Source organism: Rickettsia monacensis (assembly GCF_000499665.2).
GTDB lineage: Bacteria > Pseudomonadota > Alphaproteobacteria > Rickettsiales > Rickettsiaceae > Rickettsia > Rickettsia tamurae.
In genome coordinates, this window is record NZ_LN794217.1 from 797,626 (window position 1) to 817,449 (window position 19,824).

The following is a 19,824-nucleotide window of genomic DNA, read 5'->3' on the forward strand; positions in this document are numbered from 1 at the left end:
ATTTATGAGAAATGGGTAAAACATCAATTGCTGAAAAGTAATAAGCAAAGATTTAGAGAAGGTAAGCTTTCCTTAAGTGAAGAACTCTCAATAATGATTTTTACCATTTTAGTGCATATAAACATTTAAAAGCTTATTACCAAAACTTTATTATTAATGGTAATTTGTTCAGGAATCCACCTTGTTATGAGAGATTTGTTCAGCTTATTCCTTCATTATTTCTGCCATTGATTGTGATGTTACATTACTTAAGTGGGAAAAGAACGGGAATTTATTATGCAGATTCCACACATTTTGCAGTATGTAAAAATATCAGAATTAATTCTAACAGAACTTTTAATAATCTTGCAAAAAGGGGACGTAGTTCTGTCGATTGGTTTTTTGGATTCAAGCTTCATATGATAATCAATGATAAGGGAGAAATTATTGCTGTTAAAATTACCAAAGGTAATGTTGATGACAGAATTGCATTTGAAGCAATGGTTATCAAAAAGGTCTAAAAGGTAAGTGTTATGATGATAAGGGGTTTATTTCAGAAAAAATGTTTACAAAACTTTATAAGCAAGGTTTAATAAAAATTACCGGAATAAGAAAGGATATGAAAAACTATTTATTACCTCTTTTGGATAAAATCCTTTTAAGGAAGAGATTCATTATCGAAACCATTTTTGGCTACATAAAAGAGAATTTTAATATTACTCCTTTCAGACATCGATCACCTATTAATTTCTTTACTTCTCTATTCTCTGCTCTTATTGCTTACCAACTTAAACCTAATAAACCATGTATTTCTTATCCATAATCGGGGTTATTTTATTATGTAAGGAGGTAAAAGACTTTTTAAATATTTCTCCTATTGCCTCTGTATTTGAAGAATATGATAACAACTATCAGACTCTTAAGTCTGATATTGATAAGGCTGAAAAAGTTTTAGGCGAGATAGGTATAGAATGGAGTTGTAGTTAAAGTAAAAAGCTAGGCGGTTATACTGTACTAGCTTTTACGAGTTCTTTAAATAATTCTAAATTTACTCCATTATCGTTAAGATATTCAGGATGCCATTGAACGCCGATAACAAATTTATGTTTCGTTGATTCAATGGCTTCAATTATACCGTCTTCTGCTTTTGCAGATACTATAAGATCGTTACCAAGTTGTTTAACAGCCTGGTGATGAATCGAATTAACCATAGTTTGTAGCTGATTATTAGTCATTTTAACAAGTTTAGTATTTGCTTCTATATTAATTGCATGCGAAACTATGTTTTTAGGCGAAGGTTGTGTATGTTACAGTTTCAATATAATCAGGAATATGTTTAATAAGCGTACCCTTAAAAATAATGTTTAATAGCTGCATACCTCGGCATATTCCTAAAACCGGAATATCTTTCTCTAATGCTTTCTTTAAAACTAATATCTCAAAATTATCACGTTCTTCATTGGAAACTACTACATCTTCGGCGTATTCCGGCTCATAAAATTTAGGATGTATATCCTCATCACCGTCTGGAATTACAACACCGTCAACAAGTTCCATAAGCTGATTTATTGTATCACTTTGATAAGGTAATAATAGCGGTACACCACCGGCTGTAATAATCGCATCGGTATAGTTTCTTCGCAAGGCGTACCATGGAAAAGCAGCGTAAGTATATTTTTCACAATTTTGAGCTAAATCAGGTGTAACACCTAATTATCGGTTTTTTATGCATTTTATTATCGTTTTACTATTTTTCTTTCAGCTATGTCATTCCTCATAGTACCGGACAGTTCATAAAGGTCCCGTCATTGCGAGCCAGCATTTATGCTGGCGTGGCAATCTTAGGAGTTTTTTTTATATTATCTTATGAGATTGCCGCGTCGTTGCTAACGCAACTCCTCGCAATGACGACTTGGCATCCACGTAGCAAAGCCACTATTACCCCTCAATATGTGGTGGTGTTTCAAAAGTATGGAACGGCGGTGGTGAGGTAAGTGTCCACTCTAATGTGTCTGCTCCTTCTCCCCAAGGATTGTTTGGACAATTTTTGCCGTACTTTAAAGTATAGAAAACGATAAATACAAAATAAAGAGCAGCAAACATAGAGATACCTGCTCCTATCGACGAAACCATATTCCAGCCGGCGAAAGCATCAGGGTAGTCTGGTATTCTTCTTGGCATGCCCGCAAGACCTAAAAAATGCTGCGGGAAGAAAGTTAAATTAACGCCTATAAAGGTAATCCAAAAATGGATTTTGCCTAAAATTTCCGGGTATTGTTTACCGGATATTTTGCCGAACCAATAATAAAAGCCTGCAAATGCTGTAAATAAAGCACCGAGCGACATTGTATAATGGAAATGTGCAACAACATAATATGTATCGTGCAGAACTCTATCAAGTGCCGAATTTGATAGGATTATGCCGGTTACGCCGCCGATCGTGAATAATATAATAAACCCTATAGAGAACAGCATAGGAGTTGGGAAGGTAATTGAGCCACCCCACATAGTTGCTATCCAGCTAAATATTTTAATACCCGTCGGAACTGCTATAATCATTGTTCCGGCAGTGAAATATATAAGTGCATTATAAGAAAGCCCAACAGTAAACATATGGTGAGCCCATACAATAAATCCGACGAAACCGATTATTACCATAGCTCCGACCATACCTTGATAGCCAAATATAGGTTTGCGTGAAAAAGTTGAAATAACCTGACTTACTATACCAAAGCCCGGAAGTATTACGATATATACTTCAGGATGACCGAAAAACCAAAATAAATGCTGAAATAATACAGGATCACCGCCGCCGTCCGGTTTAAAGAAATTAGTCCCAAAGTTACGATCGGTAAGTAGCATAGTGATAGCTCCGCCAAGTACCGGCATAGCTAGGATTATTAAAAATGCAGTTACTAATATAGACCAAACGAATAACGGCATTTTGAAAAGCCCCATCCCTGGAGCTCTCATATTAAAGATAGTAACAATTAAATTAATTGATCCGAGGATTGACGATAGACCGGTTAAATGTAAACTGAAAATAGCCATATCGACTGCTGCTCCCGGGTGACCGCTCAAATTACTTAAAGGAGGGTAGAACGTCCAGCCCGTTCCGGGACCGTCGTTAACAAATGCCGAACCCATAAGCAGGATGAAAGCAGGAACTAGTAGCCAAAAACTGATATTGTTAAGGCGTGGAAATGCCATATCGGGAGCTCCTATTAACAGAGGTACGAAATAGTTACCAAAGCCACCGAACAAAGCCGGCATAATCATAAAGAATACCATAATAACCGCATGTGCCGTGATAAGCACGTTATATAGCTGGAAATCATGATTTAAGAAAGTGCCGCCGGGCATTGCAAGCTCTAACCTAAAAAGCAGTGAGAACAAACCGCCGACAATTCCGGCAAAAACGGCAAATATGATATACATAATGCCGATATCTTTGTGATTAGTAGAAAAAAGCCACCGCCTCCAACCGTGTGGGGTATGGTGGTCATCGTGGTTTAGGTCTTCTGTATTTGTAAGTAAGTGCATAGCAATTGTAATTTTTATTTAAATTAATTTCTTAAAATTTACGTTGATTTGTGAAAACTAGAAACATTAAGTTTAATTTTTTGTCTCTTAAGGTTATTTACATATAATTTTAGCATTTTCTCAAGCTTTATTTGATTCTTTGGTTTATTTTTAGTCATTATATACTCTATAATTGACGGAGTCTTTAAGTGAACAGAATAGTATTTTTTCAAAATGGTATCATAGTTACAATGTTCCCTAATAAAGATCGTGCATCCCCATTCATAAATCAGAACCTATAGAAGAATGTTTTAAATATTTTGTGATAAAAGGTAATATAGCTTTAAGTTCTATTTTTTGAAATCTTGCTATTATATAAGTAAGCCCAACAAAAGCAGCACTGTTTATTTCTGTACTTTCATTTTTCTTAAGAAAGTATAAGCAAATTTCTAAAGCTTCTTGGTAATTTAAAGAATTTTGACAAAAGCCTAAAATAAACTCTATTTTTTCTTTCTCATTTTTTAAAGAATTTATTAATGTTTTATCTATAAATATTTTTAATTTTTTATGGCTTAAAAATTTCAAATTTTTTTTAAAATATTCTAAATAAACTTTTCTTTCTAATCTTGGTATACAAATAACAATGCTAACTAATGTTAAATTAGTTGCATTTATTTTTTCACTGGTGCTTTTCAAATTTTCAAACAATAAAGGCAATATTAAATCTTCTTTAATATTATAAAATCTTTCAACCAAACGACCTATAGCTTCAACTGCTGCAACTTGTATTAATTCTTCCGGATTTCTTAAATTTTGTGTTAGAATGTCTAGTGCATCGTCATAATCCTTATAATGCCCTACATATATAAGATAATAAAAAGTTTTTTCCCATTCAGATAGATCAATTACATCCGGTTGATTTCTATATTCTTCCTCACTCATTATCATATAATTAATTAGCAACCAATTTCTGATTCCCGTTATTCTCGGCAACCTTATTTTTATTTGCAACCCAATTGTCAAAATCCTCTTTGCTTACTACTTCTATAACAATCGGCATGAAGCCGTGATTGATACCGCATAGTTCGGAGCATTGCCCGTAATATACACCTTTCTTGGCAGCTCTTGTCCACGTTTCATTAATTCTTCCAGGCACTGCATCTATTTTAAACCCAAGCGACGGAACGGCAAAACTATGTATTACGTCACCTGCGGTAATGAGAAACCTTACGGTAGTATTTTCAGGGATAACAATTCGATTATCAACATCTAATAATCTTTTTTGGTCAGGTTTTAAATTCTCATCAGAGATCATTACGCTATCAAATTCTAAATTATCATGATCAGGATATATATAATGCCAATACCATTGATAACCTACTACTTTAATAGTTAAATCCGTTTCGGGTATTTTTTCGGCATGACGCAATATTCTAAAAGACGGCACTGCAATAATAACTAAAATTATTATAGGTATTACAGTCCAAATTATTTCTATTAAAACATTATGTGAAAATTTTGCCGGTACGGGATTATTTTTTGCATTAAATCTAATGCATACAAAGCCAAGTAATCCGGCAACGAATAAAACAATAGCTGTTGAGATATAAAGCAGAAAATTATGAAAATGATGTAATTCCTCCATAATCGGACTTGCCGGCGGCTGGAACGTTACTTGCCAAGGTAACGGCTCGGAAGCAAAGCAGCTACTACTAACAATCAAAAAACAAATTAAAGCAATAGACATCTTCCCAAACTTCGCTTCTAGAGGTAATTTCGTCGATCCGGTACTCGAATCCTCACGTACGCTTGTGTATGCTGCGATTCGAGGTGAAGTGTCTTCTTTAAATTCCTCTCTAAATCCTCGTTTGGAAAGATGTCTAATAATATTTTTCATAGCACATATAAGTTATTATTATATATTAATATAAATGTATATACAGTTTTATTAAAGTAAAAATCGATAAATTTTTGTAAAAACTACATATTTTTAATAATTAATAATATTTGAGCTAGAAAGTGTGCCTATATTAGGATGTTGCAGTAAGTCAATAACTTACTATTACTTTCGCATTTATTTTTGCTTGAATTTGCTTATTTATTAACTGAGGATCGTGCTTTGTTACAGCTATTACAGAAGGACAAATATTTTGCACTAACCGAGCGTAATCTCTTTTAGTTTAGGTAATATAAGTACTTTATCAACAAATGTGAAAGAACTTAAAATTTTTGCTCGTTGTAATTGATTATGGATAGGTTGACGTTTTTTATATTTAATAATTGTTTCATCCGGTTCTAAAGCAACGATTAAGTATTTACCGTGTTTTTTAGCTTTGCGTAGAAATTCTATATGACCGTAATGTAATAAATCAAAACAACCGCCTACTAGAACTATTTCACTATTTATAGGACAGTTTTTATTTAAAGAAATATTCTCATAATATTCTATTTTGGGTAATTTGACAGCATTATGGTTAGATGAGCAGGACATAAGATTTATAAAAATTAATAAAAATAGGAAAAGTCTAGGCATAATCTTCATCTATATTAAGTTAACGAAAATTAACTTATATAAAAAATTTAGTTTTAAGCAATAAAAAACTAATAAAACAGAAATAAAACAAAATTTTACAATTTTCTATTGTAATTTGTTCGTATATAGTTCATACTATTATTAGTAATGAAAAATTGATTCAAATAATATTCAGAGCAATTTTAATGAATGATACTGCACTATCTTATGATTTTAATGGCATATTACCATCATCTTTTATTAGTGCACGTCTCAGGAAAATCCTCACCTCTGCCTCCTTATTATTATTTATAGCATTAGTTATTTTTGTCTCTTTTGCTGTTAATAATTATGTTAACGACACTTTATCCATAACTTTAGTACAACCTGATAATAGTGAAGAAGAAACAATTTCCTTTAAAGAAGTAGTAGTAAAAAAAGGCGATACTATAAAGTCAATTTTGATAGAACAAAATATCCCTAAAAATGAAATAGAAAAAATTGTAAGTTTAGTAAAAGAAGGTAAATTATCTTCTGCTCTTAAAATAGGGCAGCAAATTACTTTTGAATATGAAACAAAAATTACCGAAAACGAAGATGAAGATTTAACCTCAGAGGTAACATTCTTAAATAAAATCGTTATAATTATCGATAAGCTAAAAACTATTGAAGTAATTAGAGAAGGTGATAATTTTAAAGTTGAAGAAATTGTAGTACCTTTAAGTAAAAAAGTTGCCAAATCGTCGGTAAGTATTGAATCAAATTTTATGTCAGCCCTTAAAAAACTGGGCTTATCGAATAATAGTATAATAGAGCTGATTAATGCTTATGCTTATCAAATCGATTTTCAGCGTCAAATAAAAAGCGGTGATATCGCAACCGTAATAACGGAAAAATACGTAACGGAAGACGGTAAATTTTCCCACCACGGTAAAATTCTATATGTTTCATTAAATCTTTCAGGGAAAGAATATAATATATATCGTTATTCCCATGACAGTAACGCAAATAATCATGCATTTTTTTCCGAAGACGGTAAAAGCGTAAAAAGAAGCTTACTTAAAACTCCGCTAAAAGTTATAAAAGTTTCTTCACATTACGGTAATAGAAAGCATCCGATACTCGGTTATACTAAAATGCATAAGGGAGTTGACTTTGCAGCTCCAACCGGTACGCCTATATATTCCGCAGGAAACGGAGTTATAACGGAAATAGGTTGGAAGTCGGGTTATGGAAATTTTATTCAGGTAAAACATAGCGGTACGCTATCTACTGCTTATGCTCATGCTTCAAATTTTGCAAAAAATTTAAAAGTGGGAAGTATCGTAAAACAAGGACAAATCATCGCATATGTCGGAAGTACCGGCAGAGCTACAGGTCCACATTTACATTATGAAGTTAAAATTGACGGCAAACATGTTAATCCTATGTCAGTTAAAACAACACCGGGTATAGAATTAAACGGAAAAAATTTAGAGAAATTTAAACAATTTAAAAAAGAAATAAAAACTTTAAATGTTAAGCTTGATAAGGAATTGCAAGTAGAGAAAGCAGCCACAGTTTCATTGTAGGATAGTCGTCATTGCGAGCAGCCGTAGGCTGCGTGGCAATCTCATGAAATAATAACAAACTCCTGAGATTGCTTCGTCAATTACTTCGTAATTTTCTCGCAATGACGATTAGGTATCCACGCAAAAATATTCACAAAACATCTATGTCCCTACTCCTATATCTAACATTCGCTCGTAGTAGTCGTATAATAATAACCTTAGTGATTATTGATCAGTTAAGTAAATGGTGGTTTATTGATAATTTGAGATGGAAGCCGGGCTTAATGCTTAAGGTTACTTCTTTCTTAAATATGGTTTATACTTGGAATTACGGTATTAGCTTTGGTCTAATGCGTGAATATTATCAATATAGCAATGCTATTTTCTTAATAACGAACACGATTATTGTCTGTTATTTATATTATTTGATGATACGTTCAAAAACGATCGGAAGCTTTGCCGGTTATAGCTTTGTAATCGGCGGATCTGTTGGTAATCTAATTGATAGATTTTTTAGAGGAGCAGTTTTTGACTTCATCCATTTTCATTATCAGAATTATAGCTTCCCCGTATTTAATTTAGCTGATTGCTTTATTACAATAGGAGTAATTATCTTAATAGAAGATTATTATCGTACTAAAAAAGTTATTGAAGAAAAGGCTAAAGGGAATTATGATAATGCTCAAATTGAAGCTATGGCTGAAAAAATTCGTAATACCGATAAGGGTGGTAACGATAAAATAGACTCCTTGCAAAATTAAACTTATAGATAGGAATTTGAAGGAAACACGGAACGCAGAACCGTAGCGTAGTAGATCTACGTGAGGATTCGATACCGGATTGACGTACAAATTACCTCTAGAAGTTCATTTTGCAAGGAGTCTAATATAATTTTAATTTATAGGTGTTTAAGTGAAAAAGATTTTTTTATTATTTACTGTTTTATTAATTACTTCTGCTTGTAGTAAAAAGTTAAAAGAAACCGTAGGTATATCAACAGCCGGACCTAATGAGTATCAAGTACAGCGTGCTAAAGCACTAGAAGTTCCGCCTCATTATTATTTACCTGATCCTGGGAATAGTAAACCAACTTATAATAATATAAAAGGACAAGATGAATTTAATGAAGGTGAACAAGCATTAATGCAGGACATGGATTAAGGTTCTGAGTCATGTCATCCCGTGGTTTGTTTATAGTGGACAGTTTTTAAAAAGCCCTCGCTGTCATTCCCGCGAAGGCGGGAATCCAGCAAAACCTATAAAAAACTTGTTTTTTATAGGTTTATTTTATCAAATATATAAATTTTGTATCAATATTAAGGTTATTTTTTCTAGATTCCCGCTTTCGCGGGAATGACATATAAGTTAACCCCGATTATGGATAAGGAATAGAGAGGAAGGAAGGTTGCAAGAGTTATTAAACCTTATATAAATAGGGCACTGAAGGAATAAAATAAAGGTTTAATAACATGTGTAAATATACTACAATATTTTGTATAGTAGATAAATTTTGTAAAATTTATGAGAAATGGGTAAAACATCAATTGCTGAAAAGTAATAAGCAAAGATTTAGAGAAGGTAAGCTTTCCTTAAGTGAAGAACTCTCAATAATGATTTTTACCATTTTAGTGCATATAAACATTTAAAAGCTTATTACCAAAACTTTATTATTAATGGTAATTTGTTCAGGAATCCACCTTGTTATGAGAGATTTGTTCAGCTTATTCCTTCATTATTTCTGCCATTGATTGTGATGTTACATTACTTAAGTGGGAAAAGAACGGGAATTTATTATGCAGATTCCACACATTTTGCAGTATGTAAAAATATCAGAATTAATTCTAACAGAACTTTTAATAATCTTGCAAAAATGGGACGTAGTTCTGTCGATTGGTTTTTTGGATTCAAGCTTCATATGATAATCAATGATAAGGGAGAAATTATTGCTGTTAAAATTACCAAAGGTAATGTTGATGACAGAATTGCATTTGAAGCAATGGTTATCAAAAAGGTCTAAAAGGTAAGTGTTATGATGATAAGGGGTTTATTTCAGAAAAAATGTTTACAAAACTTTATAAGCAAGGTTTAATAAAAATTACCGGAATAAGAAAGGATATGAAAAACTATTTATTACCTCTTTTGGATAAAATCCTTTTAAGGAAGAGATTCATTATCGAAACCATTTTTGGCTACATAAAAGAGAATTTTAATATTACTCCTTCCAGACATCGATCACCTATTAATTTCTTTACTTCTCTATTCTCTGCTCTTATTGCTTACCAACTTAAACCTAATAAACCATGTATTTCTTATCCATAATCGGGGTTAAGTTACTCATGAATTCTCATAAAAAACAGAAAATAGGTGTTTTTGGGCTTGGTAAAACCGGTATATCAGTTTACGAGGAATTGCAAAATAAATATGATGTAATTGTTTATGATGATTTAAAAGCAAATAGAGATATATTTGAAGAATTATATAGTAAAACCGCTATTGCTGCTTTATCTGATTCAAGATGGCAAAATTTAGATAAAATTGTCTTAAGTCCTGGAATTCCTTTAACGCATGAGATAGTCAAGATTGCAAAAAATTTTAATATTCCAATCACTTCCGATATAGACTTATTATTTGAAAAATCAAGAAATTTAAACTTTATCGCCGTAACTGGTACAAATGGTAAAAGTACTACTACTGCTTTAATAAGCCATATCTTAAATAGTAACGGTTTAGACTATCCGGTTGCCGGTAATATTGGAATTTCTGCTTTGCAAGCTAAAGCAAGTAAGGATGGGTATGTACTTGAATTGTCTTCTTTTCAGCTAGATCTAGTAAAAACCTTTACAGCTAAAATAGCAGTGCTTCTTAATATAACTCCCGACCATTTGGATAGACATCAAGACATGACCGGTTATATTGCAGCAAAATCTAAGATTTTCGATCGAATGGATAAAAAGAGTTATGCAGTAATTAATATCGATAATGATTATTGTCGTAAGATTTTTATGCTATTACAGCAAGAGCAGCGTATAAAACTAATTCCTTTTTCGGTTACTAAAATTCTTGAAAACGGTATTTTGGTAGTTGATGATAAAATTAAAGATAATGATATAAGTTATAAATTATCGTTTAATAAAAATTTGCAAGGACTTCACAATTATGAGAATATTGCAGCAAGTTATGCAGTAGCTAAAATAATAGGAGTAGAACCTAAAAAAATAATTGAGTCTATAAGTAGTTTTCAAAGTTTACCTCATAGAATGCAATATATCGGTAGTATAAATAATATAAGTTTTTACAATGATAGTAAAGCAACAAATGCCATATCTGCCGTGCAATCAATTAAAGCACTAGATAATATTTATTGGCTTGCTGGAGGAACCCCTAAAGGGGGTGGTATTGAGGAAATAAAGCCTTATTTCAGTAAAATTAAGAAAGCTTATTTTTATGGTCAAGCTAAAGAAATATTTGCAAATACTGCTAAGAATATAGTAGATTTTGTAATATGTGATGATCTTGAGCAAGCCTTCGATCTTGCTTATAAGGATGCAATAGGTGATAATGCGGAGGTAAAAAATATCTTGTTAGCACCTAGTTGTAGTTCATATGATCAGTTTAAAAATTTTGAAGAGCGTGGAGAGTTGTTTATAAAATTGTGTAGTATACTGTCACCCCGTGGCTTGACCACGGGGTCTAGTTAAAAATACTAATAATATTAGTATTTTTTATTGTTTTTCTGGATACCGTGGTCAAGCCACGGGGTGACATCGAGTGTATTTTCCGATCCATGCAATAACATCATCAATATAGCCATAAAAGAATAGGGAAAATTTGAATAACGAAATATCTAATAACTTTATAAAATTATGGTGGCGGAGTACCGATAGGCAAATAATAATTTCTTTAATTATCTTATTTGCTTTTAGTCTAATGCTTGTTACTACCTCAGGTTCAGCAGTAGCAAGTAGAATAGGTCTTGAAGAAAGTTATTTTGCATCTAGACAAATATTTTATTTAGCTGCCGCTTCAGGGCTTATATTATTATTTTCATGTCTTAATAAGAAATGGTTAAGGCGTTTTGCAATAGTTGGGTTTATTGCTAGTATAGTTTTATTAGTAGCAGTTAAATTTTTTGGCTATGAAGTAAAAGGAGCAGTGCGATGGATTAATATTCTAGGTCTATCTATTCAACCTTCGGAATTTATCAAACCGTTTTTTGCAGTTGTTACGGGCTGGATATTATCGCTAAAATTTAATGATGATTTTCCAAGTTTTACGATTTGTGTAATACTTTATTCTATTGTTGCTATTCTCTTAATTATTCAGCCGGATTTTGGAATGCTTGTAATGATTACGGCAGTTTTTGGTATTCAGCTGTTTATTGCAGGTATGCCGATATTTTGGATTGTTCTAGCGGGTTTTTTAGGAATGATAGGAGTAACTATTGCTTATTTTTGGTTACCTCACGTAACGCAAAGAATTAATTCATTTTTAGATCCCGATAGTAGCGAGAATTATCAAGTTAGTAAGTCTCTTAAGGCTTTTGAGCATGGCGGTTTATATGGACGCGGTCCAGGGGAGGGAGCAGTAAAGCAGGTACTACCCGATTCCCATACGGACTTTATTTTTGCCGTAGCTGGTGAGGAGTTTGGGGCTATTATTTGCCTGATTGTTATAGGTATATTTGCTTTTATAGTATTAAGAAGTCTTATTAAGTTATTAAATGAAACAGATAAATTTGTACAATTCGCTGCTAGCGGTATAATTGCACAATTAGGGCTTCAGGCAATAATTAATATGGGTGTGACTTTACATTTACTTCCTACTAAAGGTATGACATTGCCGTTTATTAGTTACGGTGGTTCTTCAACGCTTGCAATAGCTATCGCTACCGGTATGCTTCTTGGTTTTACAAGACACCGAACGCCGTTAAATTCGTACAAAATTCGTAATATTGAAATATGAAAAAAATCATTTTGGTAGCAGGAGGGACGGGGGGACATTTTTTTCCGGCAGTCGCTCTTGGGGAAGAGTTAGTGAAACGTGGGTATGAAGTTCATTTTATTACTGATTTAAGATGCAAAAAATATATAAAACAGGATATGAAAGTAATTTTTCATATCCTAGATTTAAAACGCTCAGGTAATATTTTCTTGTTTTTACCTAGGTTATCAATTGCAGTTTTAAAGGCTATTAGATTATTATATAATATCAGGTCTTCAGCTATTATAGGATTTGGCGGTTATCCTGTTATAGCTCCAATGTTTGCGGCAATTTTTTTAAGAGTACCGATTATAATTCATGAACAGAATTTTTACCTTGGAAAAGTTAATAAATTTTTTGCAAGCTTTACTAAAAAGATAGCTATTTCTTATGAAGAAATAAAGAATTTACCGGAATTTGCAAAAAGTAAAATAGTAGTTACCGGTGGGGTAGTTAGAGAGAATATTAGGGATATAATGTCACCCCGTGGCTTGACCACGGGGTCCAGTGGTTTTATTAAAGACTTTTTGGACCCCGTGGTCAAGCCACGGGGTGACAAGCCTTCCACTGATAATATCTTTACTATATTCATCTTTGGCGGTAGTCAAGGAGCCAAGTTATTTTCAGAGCTGATACCTGCAAGTATCCAAATTTTAATGCAAAAACAGCCAGGTCTTGAATTAAATATAATCCAGCAAGCAGCATTAGATGATCAAGTAAAAATAAAAGATATATACTCGAAATTAAACATTAATTATGAATTTGCCGAATTTTTTGAGAATATGGCATTGCAATATAAAGAAGCCGATTTAGTGATTTCAAGAGCAGGAGCATCTACTATAGAAGAATTGACCTATATAGGGTTGCCGGCAATTTTTATTCCACTGCCTAGTGCTGCGGATAATCATCAATACTACAATGCAAAATTATTGGAAGATAAAAAAGCAGGATGGTGTTTAGAGCAGAATAATATTTCTGCAGGAAAATTAGCAGATAAAATACTCGATTTGATAAGTAATCCTAAGATATTAGAGGATGCTTCACAAAATTTATTAAAAAGAAGAAAAGAAGGGCATAAGCTATTAAGTAACCTAATAGAAGAGGTGATTTAAGTTTTGTTTTCCGTCATTGCGAGGAAAAACTGTAAGTTTTGACGAAGCAATCTCGTGCTAAAGTCCTGAGATTGCCACGCTCCTTTTAGTCGCTCGCAATGATGGGGTGGAAGACATACAACAAGACCAAAAATACCTCAGAATAACAATAATTTAATTAAGTACATAGCAGTCCGGCTCTTTATTCTTGCAAGTTTGGCTATTATGTGGCATTAATCATAATAGACTTCCTGCATAACTTGCTTCTAAGGGTAATTTGTGCGTCGATCCGGTACTCGTATCCTCACGTACCAAAGCGTACGCGGTACTGCGTTCCGTGTCTCCTACAAATTCCTCCTTATTAGCTACGTTATACAGGAAGTCTAATAAAAGTTTTGGAATATAAATATATGTTAAAAAAAATTATAATATTATTTTTAGGAATGTTTTTACTTTCAGCTTGTACAGATAATTTTAGAAGCTATTTTCAAAGATCCGCAAATAATAGATTGGTTGATAGTAAAGGTGCTAAAGGCGGCAAGAGAAAACCTGTATATAATAATAAATATATTACTTTGGCTAAAAAGAATATAGTAGAAGATAATCTTGATTATGATAACGACGATGATGATGACTATGATAGTCCTTTAAGAGGAGAAAGAATCGATCCTGTAAAGAGAAATCGTGAAATGTATCTTAAGATGATTAAAAGGGATATAGCAAGGCAAAAAGCAGAAGCCGGCTTCGCTGAATCCGATGATGATATGACTTTAAGTAGAGCGAATAAAAAGGTTAGAAAAGACGATAGTGATAAAGAAAAAAAGATGCAAGAGGAATTAAATCAGATAAAAGCAATGCTTAGAGAAACTAAGCGTGATATATCAAAATATACTTGTCCAAATGCTACGGTAAACCAAAATTATGCACCGCCCGTTACAAATTATGAGCCTGTAAATTATCCACCGGTAAAAAATAGTAAGCCGTATAATAATAATTCTAAGGTAAAGCAAAAATTTATCCGTGAAGATGATGATAACGGCAGTAATGCTTGTTCGATATAATATATATTATTCCGTTGATCGCAGAAATCCAGACTTCTTTGCTGTCATCTCGTGGCTTGACCACGGGATGAAATAGTCAAGCCATGGTATAACAATAATTTACTTTTTATTAATAGGTATATTATGAAAAGTAAACTTTCAGTAAGTACTGCTAGTCTTACCTCTATAAAAGGCCTTCAAAACCCTATTGTTATTGAAATAAATGAATTAGCAAAGAAATTAGATGTTATAAAAAAACTTAAAAAGCCTATGAGATAGCAGAAACAAAAGACCAGGTATTAGAAGCATTAAAAGTTGTTGAATCAGCAAAGCAACAGCTTACAGATCAAACAAAAGAATTATGTAACAAGTTAAGCGATGCTATTATATGTATTACTTATTTATTGGCTAAAAAAAGTGGTAAAGAATCGTTAAAATTTTTATCACCATACTTATTACAAAAAGCATCTGATTTTGATTATATTGAACAATATATTCCAAAGGAATATATAAAGAAAAGTAATCAATAGTAACCCCGATTATGGATAAGGAATAGAGAGGAAGGAAGGTTGCAAGAGTTATTAAACCTTATATAAATAGGGCACTGAAGTGGGAATATTATCGTGTTTTGCACTGCAGCTGCATAATAGGAATATAAAAATTGATATAACCGGTATGTTATTCTTAGCTCTTTTTATGTCATTCCTGCGAAAGCGAGAATCCAGTTCCCCCATCGTCACCCCCCGTGGTTTGACCACGGGGTCCAGTTAAAAAAGCTAAAACAACGTATATAATAAGTTATTTTCTGGATACCGTGGTCAAGCCACGGTATGACACCGAGTACTTTTTTTGATCCACGCAGGAATGACATAAAACTCTTCAGTAGATTCATAATTAATATTATTTAATATTAATTATGAATCTTTAAACCGCTATGTCAATATAGACTATTATTTTTTCAACTAACTATTTTTATAATTACGTAATAATGTTGCTACAGCATATTTTAGAAAGCTTGATATAAGCGAATTTTACAGGATTCGCCTGTGCTCACGTATTTTTATACGCTGTGCAGGCTCCCCCTTAAATTCATCTTATCTGAAGCTTTCTAAAATATGCTGTAACTTTTCAGAAACAACTTTAATGTCATAATTTTGTTTGAGAGTAAGGTAGGCGTTTTTAGAAAATTCTTTTGCTTTTATAGGGTTCTCTATTAGATAGACAATTTTTTCTGCTAAATCTTCGCTAGAGCCGGCTTTACAAATAAGCCCGTCTTGTAGGTGTGTTAGAATTTCTGCAGGTCCTTCAGTATCCGTACTAACGATAGGCACGCTTGCCTCCATTGCTTCAAGCACTATAATTCCAAACGGTTCATGAAGAGACGGTAAACAAAAAATATCTATTTGTTTAAAGAATTTATCTCTATTGTTAACCCATCCCGTAAATGATATTTGATCTTGTAAATTAAGTTTACGTGCTAAAGCAATTAAATTATCTTTTTCCTCGCCGCTTCCACCTATCACAGCTTGAATATCATATTTTTTTTCTTTTAAAATTTTTATAGCATTAATAAAAACATCAACACCTTTTTTAGCTACAAATCTTGCTAGTACACCAATTACGATAGGTTTTCTATATGTTTTATTTGAAGTGAAGTCTTTAGCAAAATTTATCATATTCGGTAGGATGCATATCCTAGATTCGACAAAGTTATTTTTTAGTAAAAATTCTTTCATATGATGCGTCAAGGCAATAACAAAATCACATTTACGTAGTCCTTTTAAAATATAATTATGAGCGATACCGATTAATTTTATATTTTGTGATTTAGCAAATTTACTAAAATTTATTGCTCTATTACCGTGTGCTATAATTATATCGGGCTTAGTCTTATGAATTATATATTTAAGAATAAGTACCGAGAGTAAATCAAACGGTACTATATTAGGTAGTTTTAAGTTTTGTTTGTGTAGAAAGGAATTTATTTTTGCCTTGTAAGAAGTGATATTTATAACCTCAATTTTTTGCATCCCAAGAGCTGCGTTATAATCTAAAAATGCTTGTTGAATGCCGCCAAGGTCACGACTTAGCATAATATTAAGGATCTTCATTACTTTAATTGTTCGATTTCTTTTTCTGTTAAACCGGTAAAATCTATAATTTCATCTAAAGGTTTATTTTTTGCTAGCATTTTTTTAGCTATAGAAATTTTTTGTCTTGCTTCTCCTCTGGCTTCCCCTTTAGCTTCAGCATTCATAATTTTCTGCCCTTCTACGGCTAGATTATCCATTTCGGTTTTTATCATTTTTTCATAAGTATTTAACTCTTCTTCAGACCAACTAGCTTGATCCAAAGCATAAAAAGCTTTTTTAATAATAAAATCATGACCTATCAAATTCTCCATTTCTTCTAGAGTGCTTTCATGTGCATGTTTAAAGAAATATGCCCATTTTTCTTGAAGGTTCTCTAATTGATCTAATTCTTTATTAAATTTCTCAAGCTCTAAAAAGATAAGATAAAAATCTTGTAGGTCGTTCTCATAAGTTTTAGTATCAAGTAATCTATAATCTGATCTCCAATCTTTTTTATCGGGAAATAAAATAAAATCGGCAATAGCTAAGAATATTACTCCTCGAAGTTTTGCATATACTGCCATTTTTTTTATGATCTTCATCTTCTTTTATTATTTGTCTTGAATAGGCCTTTGCTGCATAAAGCTGAGCTCGTTTTTCAAAACCTGGATGTTTGCTGACCTGCATCTCTACAATAAATTGAGTACCGTATTTAATCTCTACATAATACATCAACTATAGATTGTCTATAAGCGGCGATATCGGGATCTTGGATTGTTTTTAAAAAAAGTAACTTCGGTAATTACTTCTTTTCCCGTATAACCTAAAATGTCATTTAGAAAATGAATAAGTATATCCTTATTTTTCCCGTACCGAAAATTTTTAAAAATGCATAGTTATTTTTAGGGTCTAAGAAACGTAAATTAGTATAATAGTCTATATTTTTATATATCATCACTTCATTATAGCAAATTCCAAGAAATTTGCTATAATACAATTTCCTAATATGTAAAACATTATGATTAGTAAAATTAATTTTGTAAAAATGCATGGTCTCGGTAATGATTTTGTTATTGTTAACAAACGAGATTTATCAAGTTCACATGATTTATCGCAGTTAGCAAAAAATATGGCTGATCGTCATACGGGTATAGGTTGTGATCAGTTTATTCTTTATGAAGAGCATGATGATTTTTATGAGATGATTATCTATAATATAGACGGCTCTAGTGCTAAATTATGCGGTAATGCTACAAGATGTTTAGCCAAGTTAATTTATCTTGATACGGGAAAGAAAGATATTACCGTAATGGTAGGCAATAAAAAATTGCTATGTAATGTCAATGATGAAAATAATATTAGCGTTAATGTAGGAAGCGTTAGTTTTAATGAAGCTTGGATGCCAAGCCGTGATAGAATTTGGGAATTTGCAGAGCGTTATATGATTGATTTAAAGGAAACTATTTGCGTTGATATAGGTAATCCGCATTTGGTTATTTTTAGTAAGTTAGAACCTCAAGATCAAAAAATTGTCGGTGAAAAATTGCAGGCTAAGGAATTATTCGCAGATGGGGTAAACGTTAATTTTGCTAAAGTAAAAGATAATAAAATCTATTTATCTGTTTGGGAGCGGGGGGCAGGGTTAACGCTTGCTTGCGGAAGCGGAGCTTGCGGTAGTTTTGCTGCCGGTTTAAAGCTCGGTTTTATCCATTCACCAAGTACGGTAGTATTTAAGCACGGTAACCTTACTATGAAAGAAGAAAACGGTAATATAATAATGCAAGGGGCAGCTACGCTTGTAGCACGTGGGGAATATTATTGTGAGCAATAATTTAAGACAAGAAGTAGTAACATTTGGCTGTAGACTTAATATTTATGAAAGTGAGATAATACGAAAAAACTTGGAATTGTCGGGTATCGATAATGTGGCAATATTCAATACTTGTGCGGTAACTAAAGCAGCTGAGAAACAAGCAAGACAAGCTATCCGCAAGGCTAAAAAAAATAATCCTGATTTAAAAATTATTGTTACCGGCTGTAGCGCTCAAACAAGTCCGCAAATGTACGGTAATATGCCGGAAGTTGACAAAGTTATAGGTAATGAAGAGAAGTTATTACCTAATTACTACCAAATTACCGATGAAAAAATAACAGTTAATGATATAATGTCGGTGAAAGAGACGGCAAGTCATTTAGTAAGTAGCTTTGACGGTAAATCTCGTGCTTTTATTCAGGTACAAAACGGTTGTGATCATTTTTGTACTTTCTGTATTATCCCTTACGGTAGAGGTAAAAGTAGATCAGTAGCAATAGGAGCTATAGCAGAGCAGGTAAAGCATTTAGTATTAAACGGCTTTAAAGAAGTAGTTTTTACCGGTGTCGATGTTACGGCTTACGGTAGTGATTTGCCGGGAAGTCCAACATTCGCACAAATGATTAAACGAGTTTTGAATTTAGTCCCTGAATTAAAGAGGCTTAGATTATCTTCGATAGATGTGGCTGAAATAGATGATGAACTTTTTGAGCTTATAGCTTATAATGAAAGGATAATGCCGCATTTTCATATTAGCTTGCAAGCAGGCGACGATATGATATTAAAACGTATGAAAAGACGCCATAATAGAGCAAACGTAATAGAGTTTTGTCGAAAGCTGCGGGCAATAAGACCGGAAGTATCGTTTGGTGCGGATATTATAGCCGGTTTCCCGACGGAAACCCCTGAAATGTTTGAAAATACAAGAAAATTAATTTCAGAAGCGGAATTACAATATTTACATGTTTTCCCTTATTCGGAAAGAGAAGGGACGCCTGCAGCACGTATGCCGCAAGTACCTAAAAATATAAGAAAAGAAAGGGCAGAAATTTTAAGGCAAGAAGGGCAAAACCAGTTGACCGAATTCTTTAAAAAACATATGGGGCAGAAAGTGGAGTTATTAGTAGAGAATAATAATATTGCTCATACCGAGAATTTTATTCCGGTAAAGCTAGATAAACCTTTAGAAATAGGGCAGATATTTAAAGCGAAGTTGGTGGGGATAGAAGAGGGGTATATGAGGTGCGTTGTCATTCCCTCATGAG

At 32.8% G+C, this 19,824-nt stretch carries 22 protein-coding genes and 3 pseudogenes; 15 read left to right on the forward strand and 10 right to left on the reverse strand.

From position 1 onward, the window contains the following. The first annotated feature begins 236 nt into the window (after positions 1–236). Genes RMONA_RS07365 through RMONA_RS04225 form a run of 3 tightly spaced genes read left to right on the forward strand, consistent with a single transcriptional unit; the run spans position 237 to position 966 of the window. Entirely contained in the window at positions 237–500 is a 264-nt protein-coding gene (locus RMONA_RS07365; protein ID WP_046058374.1) for a transposase, read from the forward strand. A 41-nt stretch (positions 501–541) separates the two neighbouring features. Then, positions 542–802, forward strand: coding sequence for a transposase (locus tag RMONA_RS07370; protein WP_023507776.1), 261 nt, complete (start codon positions 542–544; stop codon positions 800–802). Further along, complete coding sequence (locus tag RMONA_RS04225; RefSeq protein ID WP_023507797.1) at positions 784–966, forward strand: hypothetical protein; 183 nt, start codon at positions 784–786, stop codon at positions 964–966. The genes RMONA_RS07370 and RMONA_RS04225 overlap by 19 nt, the downstream gene beginning before the upstream one ends. 17 nt (positions 967–983) lie before the next feature. On the opposite strand, the pseudogene RMONA_RS04230 reads toward RMONA_RS04225, so the two are convergent. From RMONA_RS04230 to RMONA_RS04250, 5 genes and pseudogenes are all read right to left on the reverse strand, one after another. Next, positions 984–1,711 (reverse strand): annotated as a pseudogene (locus RMONA_RS04230) (gamma-glutamyl-gamma-aminobutyrate hydrolase family protein). A 206-nt stretch (positions 1,712–1,917) separates the two neighbouring features. Continuing rightward, entirely contained in the window at positions 1,918–3,522 is a 1,605-nt protein-coding gene (gene ctaD / locus RMONA_RS04235) for a cytochrome c oxidase subunit I (RefSeq protein WP_023507800.1), read from the reverse strand. A gap of 261 nt (positions 3,523–3,783) precedes the next feature. After that, positions 3,784–4,449 (reverse strand): hypothetical protein, encoded by a 666-nt coding sequence (locus tag RMONA_RS07375; protein ID WP_023507802.1) that lies wholly within the window; start codon positions 4,447–4,449, stop codon positions 3,784–3,786. Between the two features lie 4 nt (positions 4,450–4,453). Next, a complete protein-coding gene (gene coxB / locus RMONA_RS04245; protein WP_023507803.1) occupies positions 4,454–5,398 on the reverse strand; it encodes a cytochrome c oxidase subunit II in 945 nt (314 codons plus the stop codon). A gap of 258 nt (positions 5,399–5,656) precedes the next feature. Continuing rightward, positions 5,657–6,034, reverse strand: coding sequence for an adenylyltransferase/cytidyltransferase family protein (locus tag RMONA_RS04250; protein ID WP_023507804.1), 378 nt, complete (start codon positions 6,032–6,034; stop codon positions 5,657–5,659). A gap of 185 nt (positions 6,035–6,219) precedes the next feature. Between RMONA_RS04250 and RMONA_RS04255 the strand changes: the two genes are divergently transcribed. From RMONA_RS04255 to murD, 6 genes are all read left to right on the forward strand, one after another. Then, positions 6,220–7,584 (forward strand): M23 family metallopeptidase, encoded by a 1,365-nt coding sequence (locus tag RMONA_RS04255; protein ID WP_023507805.1) that lies wholly within the window; start codon positions 6,220–6,222, stop codon positions 7,582–7,584. Between the two features lie 143 nt (positions 7,585–7,727). Beyond that, entirely contained in the window at positions 7,728–8,324 is a 597-nt protein-coding gene (gene lspA, locus RMONA_RS04260; RefSeq protein WP_023507806.1) for a signal peptidase II, read from the forward strand. 151 nt (positions 8,325–8,475) lie between these two features. Then, entirely contained in the window at positions 8,476–8,724 is a 249-nt protein-coding gene (locus RMONA_RS04265) for a DUF3035 domain-containing protein (protein WP_023507807.1), read from the forward strand. A gap of 592 nt (positions 8,725–9,316) precedes the next feature. Next, positions 9,317–9,580: a transposase gene (locus RMONA_RS04270; protein WP_023507103.1), complete on the forward strand. Its 264-nt coding sequence runs from the start codon at positions 9,317–9,319 to the stop codon at positions 9,578–9,580. Positions 9,581–9,609: 29 nt separating this feature from the next. Next, positions 9,610–9,882, forward strand: a complete 273-nt coding sequence (locus tag RMONA_RS04275; protein WP_046058373.1) for a transposase — start codon at positions 9,610–9,612, stop codon at positions 9,880–9,882. Positions 9,883–9,899: 17 nt separating this feature from the next. Beyond that, positions 9,900–11,261: a UDP-N-acetylmuramoyl-L-alanine--D-glutamate ligase gene (gene murD / locus RMONA_RS04280; protein ID WP_023507808.1), complete on the forward strand. Its 1,362-nt coding sequence runs from the start codon at positions 9,900–9,902 to the stop codon at positions 11,259–11,261. Between the two features lie 14 nt (positions 11,262–11,275). Here murD and RMONA_RS11445 read toward each other — a convergent pair whose 3' ends face one another. Further along, positions 11,276–11,374 carry a permease gene (locus tag RMONA_RS11445; RefSeq protein ID WP_233419025.1) on the reverse strand — a complete coding sequence of 33 codons (99 nt, stop codon included), beginning with the start codon at positions 11,372–11,374 and terminating at the stop codon, positions 11,276–11,278. Between the two features lie 17 nt (positions 11,375–11,391). On the opposite strand from RMONA_RS11445, the gene ftsW reads away from it, so the two are divergent. Beyond that, complete coding sequence (ftsW, locus tag RMONA_RS04285) at positions 11,392–12,525, forward strand: putative lipid II flippase FtsW (RefSeq protein WP_023507809.1); 1,134 nt, start codon at positions 11,392–11,394, stop codon at positions 12,523–12,525. Beyond that, positions 12,522–13,655, forward strand: coding sequence for an undecaprenyldiphospho-muramoylpentapeptide beta-N-acetylglucosaminyltransferase (murG, locus tag RMONA_RS04290; protein WP_023507810.1), 1,134 nt, complete (start codon positions 12,522–12,524; stop codon positions 13,653–13,655). The genes ftsW and murG overlap by 4 nt, the downstream gene beginning before the upstream one ends. Positions 13,656–13,874: 219 nt before the next feature. On the opposite strand, the pseudogene RMONA_RS08335 reads toward murG, so the two are convergent. Next, positions 13,875–14,036 (reverse strand): annotated as a pseudogene (locus RMONA_RS08335) (palindromic element RPE1 domain-containing protein); the annotation flags it as partial. An 8-nt stretch (positions 14,037–14,044) separates the two neighbouring features. Between RMONA_RS08335 and RMONA_RS04295 the strand changes: the two are divergent. Both RMONA_RS04295 and RMONA_RS10920 read left to right on the forward strand, forming a co-directional pair. Then, a complete protein-coding gene (locus RMONA_RS04295) occupies positions 14,045–14,695 on the forward strand; it encodes a hypothetical protein (RefSeq protein ID WP_008579795.1) in 651 nt (216 codons plus the stop codon). A 123-nt stretch (positions 14,696–14,818) separates the two neighbouring features. Beyond that, entirely contained in the window at positions 14,819–14,953 is a 135-nt protein-coding gene (locus RMONA_RS10920) for a hypothetical protein (RefSeq protein ID WP_023507812.1), read from the forward strand. Positions 14,954–15,410: 457 nt separating this feature from the next. Here RMONA_RS10920 and RMONA_RS10350 read toward each other — a convergent pair whose 3' ends face one another. The 3 genes and pseudogenes from RMONA_RS10350 to RMONA_RS11630 all read right to left on the reverse strand — a co-directional run bounded on the left by RMONA_RS10350 (position 15,411) and on the right by RMONA_RS11630 (position 17,701). Next, a complete protein-coding gene (locus RMONA_RS10350; protein ID WP_242402801.1) occupies positions 15,411–15,566 on the reverse strand; it encodes a hypothetical protein in 156 nt (51 codons plus the stop codon). Between the two features lie 202 nt (positions 15,567–15,768). Next, the gene (locus RMONA_RS04300; RefSeq protein ID WP_023507813.1) at positions 15,769–16,785 is read right to left on the reverse strand and encodes a glycosyltransferase family 4 protein; all 1,017 of its coding nucleotides are present in this window, start codon (positions 16,783–16,785) and stop codon (positions 15,769–15,771) included. Then, a pseudogene (locus RMONA_RS11630) lies at positions 16,785–17,701 on the reverse strand (Rpn family recombination-promoting nuclease/putative transposase). The gene RMONA_RS04300 and the pseudogene RMONA_RS11630 overlap by 1 nt, the downstream one beginning before the upstream one ends. Before the next feature lie 63 nt (positions 17,702–17,764). Between RMONA_RS11630 and dapF the strand changes: the two are divergent. Both dapF and mtaB read left to right on the forward strand, forming a co-directional pair. Next, positions 17,765–18,577, forward strand: coding sequence for a diaminopimelate epimerase (dapF, locus tag RMONA_RS04310; RefSeq protein ID WP_023507815.1), 813 nt, complete (start codon positions 17,765–17,767; stop codon positions 18,575–18,577). Continuing rightward, the gene (gene mtaB, locus RMONA_RS04315) at positions 18,552–19,823 is read left to right on the forward strand and encodes a tRNA (N(6)-L-threonylcarbamoyladenosine(37)-C(2))-methylthiotransferase MtaB (protein ID WP_096001026.1); all 1,272 of its coding nucleotides are present in this window, start codon (positions 18,552–18,554) and stop codon (positions 19,821–19,823) included. Before dapF ends, mtaB begins: the two co-directional genes overlap by 26 nt. Position 19,824 lies beyond the last annotated feature (1 nt).